General features: G+C 58.7%; 13 protein-coding genes. 11 read left to right on the top strand and 2 right to left on the bottom strand.

The genetic code is table 11. The features are described from left to right. Positions 1-78 precede the first annotated feature (78 nt). The 5 genes from O9H32_RS10345 to O9H32_RS10365 all read left to right on the top strand — a co-directional run bounded on the left by O9H32_RS10345 (position 79) and on the right by O9H32_RS10365 (position 4,472). Positions 79-729, top strand: a complete 651-nt coding sequence (locus O9H32_RS10345) for an amino acid ABC transporter permease (RefSeq protein ID WP_269865969.1) — start codon at positions 79-81, stop codon at positions 727-729. A gap of 32 nt (positions 730-761) precedes the next feature. Then, a complete protein-coding gene (locus O9H32_RS10350; RefSeq protein WP_269865970.1) occupies positions 762-887 on the top strand; it encodes a hypothetical protein in 126 nt (41 codons plus the stop codon). Positions 888-1,084: 197 nt separating this feature from the next. Next, positions 1,085-1,549, top strand: coding sequence for a UPF0158 family protein (locus O9H32_RS10355; RefSeq protein ID WP_269865971.1), 465 nt, complete (start codon positions 1,085-1,087; stop codon positions 1,547-1,549). A gap of 60 nt (positions 1,550-1,609) precedes the next feature. Then, positions 1,610-3,310 carry an SWIM zinc finger family protein gene (locus O9H32_RS10360; RefSeq protein WP_269865972.1) on the top strand — a complete coding sequence of 567 codons (1,701 nt, stop codon included), beginning with the start codon at positions 1,610-1,612 and terminating at the stop codon, positions 3,308-3,310. A 334-nt stretch (positions 3,311-3,644) separates the two neighbouring features. After that, positions 3,645-4,472, top strand: a complete 828-nt coding sequence (locus O9H32_RS10365; protein WP_269865973.1) for a peptidoglycan-binding protein — start codon at positions 3,645-3,647, stop codon at positions 4,470-4,472. Between the two features lie 198 nt (positions 4,473-4,670). Here the strand turns inward: O9H32_RS10365 and O9H32_RS10370 are convergent, their stop codons facing one another. Beyond that, complete coding sequence (locus tag O9H32_RS10370) at positions 4,671-5,549, bottom strand: aldo/keto reductase (protein ID WP_269865974.1); 879 nt, start codon at positions 5,547-5,549, stop codon at positions 4,671-4,673. Positions 5,550-5,903: 354 nt separating this feature from the next. Next, positions 5,904-6,542 carry a hypothetical protein gene (locus O9H32_RS10375; RefSeq protein WP_269865975.1) on the bottom strand — a complete coding sequence of 213 codons (639 nt, stop codon included), beginning with the start codon at positions 6,540-6,542 and terminating at the stop codon, positions 5,904-5,906. Positions 6,543-6,926: 384 nt separating this feature from the next. On the opposite strand from O9H32_RS10375, the gene O9H32_RS10380 reads away from it, so the two are divergent. From O9H32_RS10380 to O9H32_RS10405, 6 genes are all read left to right on the top strand, one after another. After that, on the top strand, positions 6,927-8,219 hold the full coding sequence (locus O9H32_RS10380) for an extracellular solute-binding protein (protein WP_269866063.1): 1,293 nt from the start codon (positions 6,927-6,929) through the stop codon (positions 8,217-8,219). Between the two features lie 112 nt (positions 8,220-8,331). Beyond that, on the top strand, positions 8,332-9,222 hold the full coding sequence (locus tag O9H32_RS10385; RefSeq protein ID WP_269865976.1) for a carbohydrate ABC transporter permease: 891 nt from the start codon (positions 8,332-8,334) through the stop codon (positions 9,220-9,222). A 56-nt stretch (positions 9,223-9,278) separates the two neighbouring features. Then, positions 9,279-10,166 (top strand): carbohydrate ABC transporter permease, encoded by an 888-nt coding sequence (locus tag O9H32_RS10390; RefSeq protein WP_269865977.1) that lies wholly within the window; start codon positions 9,279-9,281, stop codon positions 10,164-10,166. A 154-nt stretch (positions 10,167-10,320) separates the two neighbouring features. Next, complete coding sequence (locus O9H32_RS10395) at positions 10,321-12,228, top strand: cache domain-containing sensor histidine kinase (RefSeq protein ID WP_269865978.1); 1,908 nt, start codon at positions 10,321-10,323, stop codon at positions 12,226-12,228. Next, positions 12,209-13,399, top strand: a complete 1,191-nt coding sequence (locus tag O9H32_RS10400) for a response regulator (protein WP_269865979.1) — start codon at positions 12,209-12,211, stop codon at positions 13,397-13,399. Before O9H32_RS10395 ends, O9H32_RS10400 begins: the two co-directional genes overlap by 20 nt. 164 nt (positions 13,400-13,563) lie before the next feature. Continuing rightward, on the top strand, positions 13,564-14,388 hold the full coding sequence (locus O9H32_RS10405) for a DUF2935 domain-containing protein (RefSeq protein WP_269865980.1): 825 nt from the start codon (positions 13,564-13,566) through the stop codon (positions 14,386-14,388). The last annotated feature ends 78 nt before the right edge of the window (positions 14,389-14,466 follow it).

Here is a 14,466-nt window from a genome sequence, read left to right on the forward strand (position 1 = left end):
AGGAAGAATGTTGTATCCGTTTACTTGCGGCATAGTTTAAGGTTTGGCATGGTTTGATTACCGGGGAGGCACCTTGCGATGGACTTTCGATTCGATATCATCTTGGGCTACGCGCCGCTGCTGGGCAAGGGGCTCCTCCTGACGATCGGGCTGTCCCTGCTCTCCATCCTGATCGGCTCGGTCTTCGGCCTCGGGATCGGCTTCGGCCGGATGTCGGGGCTGTGGCTGCTGCGCATACCGGCGAAGGCTTATATTCACTTCTTCCGCGGAACGCCGCTGTATGTGCAGATCCTCATCGTACACTTCGGCGCGGTGCCGCTCGTGATCGGGAAGACGAACCCGATCGTCGCTGCGATCGCGGCGCTGTCCCTGAACTGCGCGGCCTATACGGCCGAGATCTTCCGGGCCGGCATCCAGTCGATCGACCGGGGCCAGTTCGAGGCGGCGTACTCGTCCGGGATGACGAAGGCGCAGACGATGCGCTACGTCATTCTGCCGCAGGCGGTGAAGCGCATGCTGCCGGCATTCGGCAACGAGTTCGTCGTGCTCATCAAGGACTCGTCGCTCGTGGCGATCATTGCGGCGCCGGAGATTATGTACTGGAGCAACGCGATGCGCGGGCAGTACTACCGGGTGTGGGAGCCGTATCTGGCTGCGGCTTTTATCTATCTGATCTTGACGTATACGCTGAGCAAGATTCTGGCCCGGGTCGAGGCGCGGGTGAGGTAAGTCTGGACGGCGGAGAAGCAGCCGGAGCGTGAATGAGCACAATGTGGAAGAAAGAAACCCGGCCCCCAAGGCTGGCTGCGGCTTCTCATGCGGCCCTGGAATCGGGTGAAGCGGGAAGCGCCGGAAGGCAGCCGCTGGGGTGCCCTCCCGGGGAGTAGAGGCATCTGCGTTACAAGAAGACAGTCTGCGAAGTGGGCGGGCTGTCTTTTTTGCTGTGAGGAAGTAGGTTCCTAAGGAGTGAGGGGGAAGAACCCGCTGCTCTGGATACTGGAAATGAGGATCTATTCAATGGGATGTCTCTCCGTGCTAAGATAGAGAACATAGGTTGATTCACAGCATAAGGAGTCAGGTGCCAATGAACAAGCTGGAGCTTACCTTGCAGCAAATCGAAGATATCAGCATGTATATGGAGATGGACGCGTCCGGGGAAAGGTACTATTACGATGTCGTAACGGGCGAGATCGATACCAAGAGTCCGGATGATCTCGAGTGGGATGATGAAGGGGCATTCGATGAAGACGAAGACCTCCACCCCGAGGAGAGATACCTGCGTATTCCTGAGCGCAGCTCGCGTGATGGGTATGAGCGGATGGAAGACTTTGTCCATACGATAGTGCCGGGGCCGGTGAAGAAAGCGCTGCTGCGGGCCTTGGAAGGACGCAAAGGGGTATTCCGGCGGTTCAAAGACAAGCTGGACGAATATCCGGAAGTGCAGCAGCGGTGGTACGCTTATGAGGAAGAGAAGAACCGGGAAGCGGTCATCGACTGGCTGGAGTCCGAGGGATTCGAAGTGACGGTAGCAGCTAAAAAGAACGGATGATGGAGGTGCGGACAACGGATGAAGCTGGCCAACTTTGAGAGTTCTGTGGAACGGCGCATCTTGAATAGAGGGAGGGAGTACTACGAGGAGGATTATGTCCTATCGCTGAGGGAAACCGCACCTCATCTGTATGTAGCCGAGGTGGAGGGCAGTGAGGAGTATGTGGTCCAGATCGAGCTGGGGAGCGGCGGAGCGATCGTCTATTCGGACTGCAGCTGTCCGTATGATCTTGGGCCTGTGTGCAAGCATCAGGTGGCTGTGCTGTATGAGATCCGGGACATGCTGGAGTCGCAAAAGAGTATACCAAGGCAACCGGCGGAGGGGGAGAGGCAAGCTGATCTGAAGACGCTGCTCTCCGGCTGCAAGCAGGAAGAACTGGTCGACCTCCTCATGGTACTCGCGGGCAGTGATGGGGTAGAGGAGCAGATCCGGCTGCATCTGGGCAGGGATGATACGGACAGCACGGTGGAACAGAGCAGGCGGCTGATCCGGACGCATATCGATACCCAGAGACAGCGGGACGGATTCGTGCCTTATGCCAGGGTGCCCAGTGCGGTACGCGGTGCGGAGATGGTGCTCGAGAAGGCACAGCGGGAGCTCCATAAGGGAGCTGTGGTGCAGGCCGTGAAGCTGGCGCTGTGTATCATGGAAGAGCTGATGGACCTCATCCAGGAATGCGACGACTCCGGGGGGGATATCAGCTCCCTGATGGAGATGAGTCTGGAAGTGATAGCGGATATTGTGCCGGACGATGATCTCGATGGAAGAGACGACGAACGTAAGGTCCTGTTCGATCTCCTGCTGGAGGCGGCGGCCGACAGACGGTATGACGGCTGGTCGGATTGGCGGCTCGGGATCCTGGAGCAGTGCGCCAAGCTGGTGGATGGGCCCGATAGGCAGGATTCGTTCGGAGAGCTGCTGGAGAAGCTGGGGAAGCGCGAAGAAAGCGAGTGGAGCCGGAAGTATTGGGCCGAACGCACGGACCTGATGAGGCTGGAGATCACGACACGGCTGCAGGGGGCGGAGCAGGCTGGAGCCTTTATGGTTGAGCGGCTGGAGCATACCGGCTTCCGGGAGATGGCGATCAATCAGGCGATGGGGCGTGGTGACTTCGAGGAGGCGGTCCGGCTGGCGCTGGATGGGGAGCAGCTGGATACGGAGCGCGGCCATCCGGGGACCGTGAAGCGGTGGAAGGAGCAGCGTTACGAGGCTTATCGGGCCTCGGGACAGCTGGAGGAACAGAGGAAGCTCGCGGAGGAGCTGCTGCTGGGCCGCGAATTCAAGTATTATCTGGAGCTGAAGGCGACTTATGCTCCGGAGGAATGGAAGCGGGTGTACCTGGGCCTGCTCCCGAAGCTCGAACATTCCGGCCGCTCCTATCACTTCGATCCGTATCCCCAGGTGCTGATCGAGGAAGGGGAGACAGGCAGGCTGCTGGAGTATGTATCGCGCCAGCCCTCCTTGGTGGAGGAGTTATATCCACAGCTGGTCTCAGAGTTCCCGGAGGAAGTGTACAATCTGTTCATGGATTATATTATGGAGACAGCGGAGAGAGCCAGCAACCGCAGCAATTACCGGAATGTGTGCCGGATCATCCGGATGCTGAACAAAGCCGGAGGGGCAGAAGCAGCCGGCCATTGCGTGAGGACGCTGCAAGCACTCTATCCGCGCAGGAGTGCGCTGCAGGATGAGCTGAAGACTTGTGATGTAACTAGCCCAGCAGGCTGGACGATCATCGCACAGGAAGCGGATGCCGAATAGCCGCCTTTTTCCACCCGGAGCCAGTCTGGGGGGGGGCCGCGGAGCGCGAAGAGGTCCGTGCTTGTAAGTATGGAATATCCATCCCCTAGATTCCAAGCGTAACGACTGACCGCAGGCTGCGGAGGGGTCGTTATTTTGGTGGCGGCCAGGCGTGGGGCTGAGAGGTCATGAGATTACCAGAGAAGGTCATCCATCTACCAATAGCGCCATGATAGAATCGGTGTGTCTGATAGATTCCAGGGCCATAAGCGGCGGAGGAATCAGGCAGCGAGGGGCAGGACCTCTGGCTGCCCGCACAACCGAGAATTTCATGATAATGGAGGCTGGATAGAGGATGACTAGAACCAAGAAACTTGTAGCTTCGGTGGCTCTCTCTTGCACGATGGCGGTATCTATGGCGACGGGTGCCTTCGCGGCGGCGGGACATGCGAATGTGGCGGCGGTAGGGACGGCGGCTTCGAACAGCAAGTTCGGGGTGAGCTACCAGGCGTCTTACTCCCTCGGACAGACCCATGCCCAGATTGCGGTGCTGAAGGCGAACCTGAAAGCATGGCGCGCTTATGGGAATAACGGCAGCTTGTTTACCGGCGTGCAGCAGATTACGAGCACGAACGGTACGTTCGACCAAGCGACGAAGGACAATCTTGTGGTCTTCCAAAAGGCCAAAGGACTGACGGCCGACGGAATCTATGGCGCGGGCAGCCGCAATGCGATGCACGGGGCGATCGGTGCTTCGCCGAAGGGGTATGTGCGCATCAAGGATACCTCCCATTACATCAACTACAATGACACAGCGGCCGGACTCTCGGCCGATTCGAAATATAAGCTGGACCACAGCTATGTGACGCCTTCGACGAAGACGACGCTGGATCAAGTCGCAGCGAGTTACTTCGCAGCTTACGGCAAAAAGCTGGAGATCAACGATGGCAGCCTGATCGACGGGGAGAACACCCCGGAGCATGAGACGCACATGGACGGGAAGTCGGTGGATATCCGCAACGCGGGGCTGACGGAAGCCCAGGCGAAGAAGTTCATTCAGATCGCCATTGCCAATCCGAATGTGTCGAAGGTGCTGTACTATAAGAACCTGGGCATCGTGAGCGATAAAATCGAGGTCCGGGCGGACCATGCCGACCACTTCCATCTGACCACATTGAAGTAGGTATAGGCCGGATCCAGCGGTAAATAGGGTAAAAGGGATAGCTGCGCTTTGTTCTGTTCATCGGACAAGGTGCAGCTTTTTGATGTGTTCGGGGATGGGGAGAAAGGACGCCACCAATGCGCCGATCCCAAATCAAAAGGGACGCCCCCCGCCGACATGAAAGGCAGGAAGCATCCCTTTATTGCTTGTGCGAAGCTGCTAGGCGATCGACGTCGGAGCATCGAACGGAGAGCTGTACCCGCTGATCGCCGACAGGATGCGCTCCGCTTCCTCGTCCGACATGCTGCCAAAGCGCTGCGCCGCATCCACGGTTTTCGGGAAGAGGTGCACATCGCCTGCAGTGGCGAAGCCCGCCACGGAAGGGAACGAGAGTACGAAGTGCACGCATGCATCAATGATCTCCTGCTGGTGGAACGGCTCGTACCACGTAGCGAAGTCACGCTGCTGGTCCGGGGCCCACGGGCCCTTGGCGACTGCCTTGATGACGCGCACGGCAGAGTTCTGCCGGCCGGCCTCTTCGAGCAGCCGGTCGAAGCCTTCCTTGTATTCGGGCAGCGAGTACAAGTAGTAGTTCAGCGGCAGCAGCACGGTGTCGAACGGGAAGCGGCGAAGCGCTTCCAAGTGTGTCGCCGGCGCGTCGTGGCCGTGGCCTGTGATGCCGATGGCGCCCACGAGGCCTTCGTCGCGGGCTTCGAGCAGCGCTTCGAGAGCGCCGCCGGAGCGCGTACAAGCATCGAGCTCGCTGAGGTCGCCGACCGCGTGCAGCTGGATGAGGTCGAGGTAATCCGTCTGCAGCCGCTCCAGCGAGCGGTGAATCTCGGCCTTGGCCTTGTCCTTCGTGCGCTCGCCCGTCTTCGTGGCGAGGAAGATCTGGCTGCGGATCTTCGGCATCCACGGACCCAGCCGCAGCTCGGCATCCCCGTAGCTGGCGGCGGTGTCGAAGTGGTTGACGCCGTTCTCGAGCGCATGTGCGATGGAAGCGTCCGCTTCCTCTTGGGTAACGCTTCCAAGACTTGCTGCTCCGAACATGACGACGGAGCTCTCATGGGCCAGCCGTCCGACTTTGCGTGTTAACATGTGCATCTCCTCCTTTCTTTAAGCTTACCGCACTTGGTTCGGAAGATAAACAATCATTTTGCGATAAGGGGATGGAGGGCAGGGAGAGGCTGAGGGGCAGACAGGGGCGGAGAGAAGAGGGTAGGCAGAGGCGGGGGGAGAGCAGAGAGCTACGGCGTAAGATAGAAACAGCGGAAGGCGGATGGGAGGCAGACCTGAGTCGGGCAAGAACTCAGTCAGCAAGCAGCCAGAAGGCAAAGAGAGGGCAAAGAGAGGGTAAAGTGAAGGCAGACCTGTGCGGGACAAGGAAACAGCCGAAAGGTAAAGAGGTCAGGCAGCAAAAAAACAGGGACCTCCCGGCCCCCGCACTCCAATCTACAAATATTCCACTTGCTCCTCATACCTCTCAATCCGCTCGTACCGCACCCAACTGAACTCCTCCAGGCCGGTCAGAGCTTTGAACGTCCCCACTCTGGCGTCGCCCCGCAGGAATGATTCCGCCGTCAGCAGCTCGCGAAGCGCTTCTACGGTCCGTTCGTCCAAACCGAACAGCTTGAAGTCTTCCGGATACGCAGTTTCAAAATGCTTCCGCAAAGCAGCAGCATAGTTGTCGCCTTGGGCAAGTTCCTTCTCGATCTGTTGTTGTACGGCCTCGCCTTCTTTGGTCATCAGAAAGGATGCACGTTTGTCGGGGTACCGTTCGCGAAAAATCTTAAACATCAATTCCGTCTCCATCTCATACGACACATGAACGCTTGAAATCATGTCCCCCTCATGCCACAGCGTATACCCCCAATGATGGTCCTCCAGGTTATAGAAATACAGTGCCGGGCACTCCGTAGAGAGAGTGCTCAGAAATTCCTCCGGACCGCCCGATTCTCCATCATCACGGGTGAATACGCCAACCCAATGCTCACTCAGCGGCAGGATCGCCGCCGATCCATTCGGGGCATGCTTTCGGATCTTGTCCATGTGCTCCGCGCGTACCGCGGTGCCGTAAGTAAATTCGCTCATGATGCTTATCCTCTCTGTTTCTGGGCTGTCTCCAGCTGCTGTAGTTAAACATCTATATTATATAGGAGGTTCATAGCGTTTGTCCTTAAAGGTGCAGAAGAAGTGAAAGGAAAGACGTTATCTCGAGAACGAAGAGTGCAAGAAAATACCCGAAGCACCTTACGTAAGCGTACGAACAAGACTAAGCGCTTAACCCGATCCATCAGCCTTCCAGGTTGATTTTCTTCACATGCCTTAAGTTCCTCTACCTAAAAAAAGCAAACCTTACTCCCTAAGTTCCCGCATTGTTGAAAGCGCACTCTTACGAGATAATAGGAATACAAAAGACGAGGGGGAACTTAAGTGAACAAACGTACAACCTTGAAGGCAGTACTCGCAGGAACGATGGCTATCTCGCTTACGGCATGCGGCACAGGCGGCGAGAGCACGAACACCACGGGCGCGGCTAACGGCGATGCGGGCAAGGATGCGAAGAAAGACAAGGTCACGATCACGTTCCAGAATATTTGGCCGGATGCAACGGATCCGAAGAATAAATTGATGAAAAAAGTGGTGGCCGATTACGAGGCGAAGAACCCGAACATCAAGATCGAGCTCGACTCGCTGAACACGGACCAGCAGAAGATGAAGCTGAAGACACAGGCGGCATCGAAGGAAGTGCCGGACATCACGGTCGTGAACCCGGCCGAGCAGATGAAGCCTTTCGTCGAAGCGGGCCTCCTCGCTCCGCTGAACGATATGCTCGACCAGAACGGCCTGAAGGGCACGTTCCAGCAGGGCATCCTCGACTACTACAGCTTTGGCGGCAACACGTATGCGGTACCGGACGGCAACAACATCGGCGTCGTGTACTACAACAAGGAGTTGTTCGAGAAGGGCGGCGTGAAGGTCCCTACGACGTTCGAAGAGATGGTCGACACCGTCAAAGCGCTCAAAGCGAAGGGCATCCAGCCGATGGTCATCGGGGAGAAGGATACATGGACGGGCTCGTTCCTCTTCATGAACATCCTGCTTCGTACCAATGGCGGCCCTGGCTTCCTGAAGGATGTAGCGGCGAAGAAGAAGACGTTCGAGGATCCGGCGTTCACCGAAGCGGTAGCGAAGATGCAGGATCTGATCCAAGCCGGCGCATTCCAAGAAGGCGTCACATCCTTCGACTACAATGCGGGCGAGAACCTCTTCAAGACGGGTAAAGCGGCTATGTACTTCATGGGCTCCTGGGCAACGGGCGGCATCGAGACGTCCTCGGTCAACGGCAAGGTCGGCGTATTCAAGTTCCCGACGGTCGGCGGCAAGGGCAATCCGGACGAGTTCATGCTGGCGCCGGGCAGCGGCTTCGCGGTATCCGCGAACTCCAAGCACCTCAAGGAAACGAAGGACTTCCTGAACTACCTCATGACGAACTATCCGAAAGAAGCTTTCGCACAGAAAGGCGCCGTAGGTCTGGCACAGTCCGTCGAAGGCGACTTCAAAGCAGCCGGTTACTCCGATACGGCCATTGAAATCACGAACCTGTTCAAGAGCGTCAAAGGCGGCGACCTCGCATTCGACAACTCGATGAACCCGGGCACATCCCAAGCGCACCTGACTTCGATCCAGAACCTGTTCGTACAGAAGAAGGATCCGAAGGATGTAGCGAAGGAGCACCAGACTGCGTTCGAGACGAACAATAAGTAAAAGTTCTATTCTGTAAGGGGAGGGACTGACGGATGCCAGTCCCTTTTTCCATAGATTCGGGCCATGCATTGAACCCGAAGTGCCATCCCAACCCAACAAGGAGGCGGTCCTCATGAATGTATTAAAGGTTCCCGGCCGTACGATCGCCCTGTTCGTGCTGCCCTGCCTGCTGGTCTACGTCGGTCTCGTCTTCGTGCCGATCCTGGTGTCGTTCTACAGCTCCCTGCTGGATTGGAACGGGATCGGAACTTCGAAGTTCATCGGGTTCGACAACTATGTGCAAATGTTCACAGCCGACCCGGTCTTCTGGCCTGCGGTCAAGCGCACGCTGATGTTCGCGGTGTTCTCCATGGTGGAGATCCCGGTAGCGCTCTTCGTCGCGATCCTGCTCAACCGCTACATCCGCAAGCCGAACTTCCTCGTATCGAGCTATTTCCTGCCGGTTATTCTCTCCGTAGTCATCATCGGACAGCTGTGGAAAACGATCTACAACCCTGCATCGCTGGGCGGGATGCTCAATCAGATTCTGATCGCGGCCGGCCTGGAGTCCTGGACCAAAGCATGGCTGACCGACCCGAGCGTAGCGATGTATGCCTTGTATATCGTGGCCCTGTGGCAGTATCTGGGATACCACGTGCTGATCCAGTTCACGGGCATTCAGAATATCCCTTCGGAAGTGTATGAAGCGGCCAAGATCGACGGCGCGGAAGGCTTCACCGCCGACTGGTACATTACGATGCCGCTGGTAGTGCCGATCTTCAAAATCTCCATCGTGCTGGCGTTCATCGGCTCGCTGCAGGCGTTCGATATGATCATGGTCATGACGGGCGGCGGCCCGGCCCACGCGACGGACGTGATCTCGACGCACATGTACAACATGTCGTTCCTGTCCATGAAATACGGCTACGGCAGTGCCCTGGCGACGTTCCTGGTCCTGCTCTGCCTGGTGGCTACCGTGATCATCAACATCTTCTTCAAGAAGCTGGAAGCGAAAGTATCTTAATCACAGTCCGGAATGAAAAAAGAGAGAAAGCTTTAAGTAGAGAGGAGAGTTCGGATATGAGTGCAGGGATGAATGCGATCATGGAGAAACCGCGGCCGGCAGTCCGGACGCGGCGGAAGAGCCTGGGGATCGTCAAGGGCGGCGTGCTGCTGCTGCTCTCGGTACTGTTCGTGACCCAGCTGTACCCGCTGCTCTGGCTGGTGACCTACTCGCTGAAGACCAATGAGGAGATCCTCTCGGGCAGCTTCTTCGCCCTACCGAAGGTCATGCAGTGGAGCAACTATACGAGTGCCCTGGAGGCAGGGAACTACTTCAAGTACCTGTGGAACAGCTTCTTCGTCACTTCGATCACGATGGCCTGCGTCATTGTGCTGGCTGCGATGGCCGCTTATGCGATCACCCGCTTCCAGTGGAAATACGGCCAGGTGATCATGGTCATCTTCCTGCTCGGGATGATGATCCCGCTGCAGTCGACGCTGCTGCCGCTGATGATTATTTTCAAAAACATGGGCATCCTGAACACCCACGCTGCGCTGGTCCTGCCGTATGTGGCCTTCTCGACGCCGCTGGCGGTGTTCATCTTAAGCGGCTTCCTGAAGACGATCCCGCATGAACTCGAAGAGTCGGCGGTAATGGACGGCGCGAGCGTCTACCGTACCTTCTGGAGCATCATCCTCCCGGTGTCGGTGCCGCCGATCATGACGGTCTGCATCCTGACATTCATCAACATCTGGAACGAGTACATCCTGGCTTCGACCTTCATCTCGGCGGAGCGGCTGAAGACCCTGCCGTTCGGCGTGAACAGCTTCGTCAGCCAGTATTCGGTCAACTACGGGGCCATCGGCGCGTTCCTCGTACTCGGCGCGCTGCCGGTCATCGTCATCTACTTCCTCCTCTCCGAGAAGATCACCAAAGGGATGGTCGCCGGAGCGGTCAAGGGGTAAGCATAAAGACTTCATCACCAAAGGACGGAACCGTCACTCGGAGAATCGCTGCCAAGCAGGATCATGGCAGCGATTCTCCGGTGTCACGGGGCCGTCCTTGTGGTATGATGGGCGGTATACAGCCAAGAATTTCGGACGAAAAGAGGGTGGGGGCATGGCACGGGGCATCCACAGTATCCATAACCGGTTATTCGTGCTTTTTCTGCTGAGCATGCTGTCGCTGCTGCTCATCGTAAGCGCTCTATTCTACCAGCGGACCACCGATCAGGTGCAGGACAAGGTCAGCGAGATTGCACGCAAGAACGTGTCGCAGACGGCGGGTTTGTTCGACCTGCTGCTCCGCGGCTACGACAGCCTCTCGAAGACGATCTCGGGCAACTTCGACCTGCAGCGCCTCGTCGCCGAGCCGGTGCCGAAGGACCCCCCGCTGCGCTTCATCAACGAGCGGACGATCACCAACACGCTCGGGGCGATCTATTACTCGCGGGAGGATATGGTCGGGATTCACGTCATCTCGTATTCCGGGCCGATCTACAGCTACGGCAATTCGATGAGCGTCATCGATCCGGACTACGCCCAGTCGGCGTGGTACAAGGAGCTGCAGGAATCCACCGGGGAGATCCGCTGGTTCGGCGTGTACCCGAACTCGGTGATCGACCAGCTCGAGAAGCGGCCGGTGTTCGCGTTCGGACGGCAGCTCTACGACCTGTCGCAGCACAAGCCGATCGGGGTCATCCTGATCGAGACGGATGCGGACCAGGCGCTCGCGGCCCTCTCGAACCTGAAGCTTAGCCCGAACTCCGAGGCGTATATCGTCTCGCCGGACGGACGGGTGGTGGCGTCGACGAAGCCGGCCGGGGAAGAAGGCTCGGCACCGCTGCTTGGGCCGGGGAAGATTCCAAGGCCGGATAACGAAGGCGACGTCGTCGTCGATTCGCGGGACGGCCGGCTGGCCGTGGCGGGGCGGCCTGAGATGGCGGACTGGACGGTGCTCAGCCTTACGCCGGACAGCGACATGAAGGTGGAGCTCGATGAGACGAGGGATTTTCTGCTTATCATGCTCTCGGTGCTGGTGGTAGTGGCGACGGCGCTCGCGACGTTCGTCTCCCGCACGATCTCGTCTCCGCTGAAGCGGCTCATCCAGGAGATGAAGCAGGTGGAGATCGGGAACTTCCGCGGCCTGCTCCATGTCAAGTCGTACGAGGAGATCAACATCCTGGTCGCTTCCTTCAACCAGATGGTGCACCGGATGGACGATCTCATCGAACGGGTGAAGCTCTCGTCGATCTCGGAGAAGAATGCGCAGCTGCAGGCGCTGCAGAGCCAGGTCAATCCGCACTTCCTGTACAACACGCTCGATATGATCTACTGGATGCTCGACGAGAAGGAGAACGACCGGCTCGGGCGCGTCGTGCTGTCCCTGTCGCACATGTTCCGCTACAGCTCCCACTGGGAAGGCTCGTCGGAGGTGACGCTGCGGGAGGAGCGCGACCAGATGCGGCATTACCTCACGATCATCAAGAGCCGCCTGGAGGGCCGGCTGACCGTGTACGTCGATATCGAAGAGCGGTGGCTGGACTACCGCCTGCCCAAGATGACCCTGCAGCCGATCATCGAAAATGCGGTGAAGCACGGCCTTGAGCCGCTGAACTGCGAAGGGGTGCTGCGGGTGTATACGGAACAAAGCGGAGGCAGCCTGCACATCGTAATCCGGGATAACGGCCCGGGGATGGACCGTGCGACGCTGCTGCGGCTGCAGGAGACGCTGGGCGGTGAAGCGCTTAGCGTGGCGAAGGAGCTTGCCTTGGAAGAGGCAGCAGACGGGCCGAAGGCCGTGAACGGAGCGGCTGGCGCGGCCGGGGCCAAGGGCCGCCGGGGGATCGGGCTGCAGAACGTGCACCGGCGGCTCGTGCTCATGTTCGGCGAGGCGTACGGCGTGCAGGTGAGCAGCGCACCGGACGAAGGGACCGTCGTGACGGTAGCGATGCCGCTGATGTATGCGCAGCAGGCTCTTGAAGCCGGGGAGGAGGAAGGAGTACGTTATGAACATTCTCGTCGTTGACGACGAACCGATCATCCGCGACGGCATCAAGCGGACGATCCAGAGCCGCTTCCCGGACCACCGGGTGCACCTCGCCGCCTCGCCGGAGGAGGCGGCCGGCGTGCTGCGCACGGAGCCGATCCAGGTCGTGCTGACGGATATCCTCATGCCGGGCATGACCGGGCTCGAGCTCATGAACGTATCGCGGGGTATCCACCCGCATGTGAAGTGGGTGGTGATCTCCGCGCATTCCGAGTTCGCCTACGCCCAGGAGGCGGTGCGGCTCGGCGCCAGGGACTACCTGCTGAAGCCGGTCGGCAAGGACCAGCTCGCGGAGCTGATCGCGAAGCTCAGCGAGGAGCTTCAGCAGGAAGCGCAGCAGGAGACGCAGGTGTCCGAGGAGGCCCACCTGCTGAAGAACTCGCTGAAGTATCTGCGCGAAGCGGTCTTCCAGCGCTGGGCTTCGGGGCTCGACATCGGGCGGATCGACATGCTGTCGGTGATCGACAGCCATCCGCAGTTCTATCTCGTGATGGTGAAGATGGACAGCGACCGCAAGGTCAACCTCGAGCATTATATCATCGAGAATGTGCTCACGGAGCTCATTGAGCGCTGCGGGCACGGGTTCGTGGCCTCTTACGACAGCCAGAGCCTGATCGGCCTCGTGACGCTGGCCGGGGGCCAAGGGCTCGAGCCGCTGCTCGCCGACCTGAAGTCGCATCTGAAGATCTACCTGCGGGTGCCGTTCCAGGTGATGCACACCGGCCTGCTGTGCGACTTCGAAGCAGTGCCCGCCGAGGTGCAGCGGATGCGCCAGGCCTCGGCCACGCAGGTATATGATCATGACGCCCGGGGCGGCGACAAGGCGATCGAGGTGGCGCTGCAGTACATCAAGACGCATTACCAGGACGACCTGTCGCTCGAGAAGGTGGCCTCGGTCGTGTTCCTGAACCCCGTGTACTTCTCCCAGCTCTTCAAGCAGAAGACGGGGCAGGGGTTCAAGGACTATATCATCCACTTAAGGCTCGAGCAGGCCAAGCAGCTGCTGCAGAACCCGACGCTGAAGCTCGCGGACATCGCCGAGCGCATCGGCTACCAGGACATGCGGCACTTCACGCAGGTATTCCGCAAGCGCTTCGGCGTCACGCCGACCGAGTTCCGTCAGGGCGGCGGCACCGAGTCGGCAAGGTAGGCCTGGCAGGCCTGGTAGGTCAGGCAGACCAAGCAGACCAGGGGCGTGCTGACCCGGGTGTGCCTGAGAGGCTCCGCCGGGATGCCCTGCATATAGCGCCGTATGAATCGCTCCCCTCCCGCATATCGTGGTAGTAACCATTCGATAGGCGGGAGGTTTTTTGTTTGCCGGCACAGGATGTTTTTGTCGCACGTTCATTGGATGAGATCCGTTTTTGGTCCCGCATTATGAAGGAGCATTCCTTATTCCTCAAGCTGGGGTTCCGGTGCGAGGATACGCAGTTGATCCAGGAAGCGAACCATTACTACAGCGTGTTCGAGCAGATCGAGCAGCAGTCCCATGCGTTCCCGCTGCAGGCCGATCCCGAGACGATCCGCCGGTTCAATGCGCAGGTGCAGAATGCGGCTGCCCATATCTGGGCGTTCAAGCGCAAGGTGCTCGGGCTGATCCTGCATGGCCAGCTTCCGGGCGCGAACAATTTCCCTCTGCTGGTCGATCATACGAGCAGGGAAGCGAACTACTTCCGCAATCGGCTGGTGGAGCTCAATGAGGGGAGGCTGGAGCCTCTGCCCGATGCGATCATCAATGAGAATGTGTTCTTCCTGCGGATCATGGCGGACCACGCCAAGTTTATCAGTCATCTGCTGGACCCGTCCGAGCGGCAGCTGACCGAGCAGGCGCGGGGCTTCAGCCACGATTTTGACCAGCTGCTCTTCCAGGCGAAGGACCTCGAATCGATGCGTCCCCAGTCGCAGACGGTGCCGCTCTTAGACCAGTTCTTGGATCAGAACCGGGTCTCGGTACAGTCGCTGCGCGATTTCAAGAAGACCGCGAGGGACTTGATCGAAGCGTGCCGGATTAAGAGCATCATCCATCCCCTGCTGGCGGACCATGTGTTCCGGGAGGCCGAACGCTTTCTCGATATTATTGACATGTTCGAGGACCATCTCTCGGGCGTGCAGGTTCAGGCGAATGAGATGCATCATTAAACCATACGTCGCATGACAACCGGGATCCGCCGCTTAGGCGGGTCTCTTGGTGCTGCGGTGGGACTCTCGGGCGGGGCG

Origin of the sequence: Paenibacillus caseinilyticus (assembly GCF_027533645.1) — a bacterium.
GTDB lineage: Bacteria > Bacillota > Bacilli > Paenibacillales > NBRC-103111 > Paenibacillus_G > Paenibacillus_G caseinilyticus.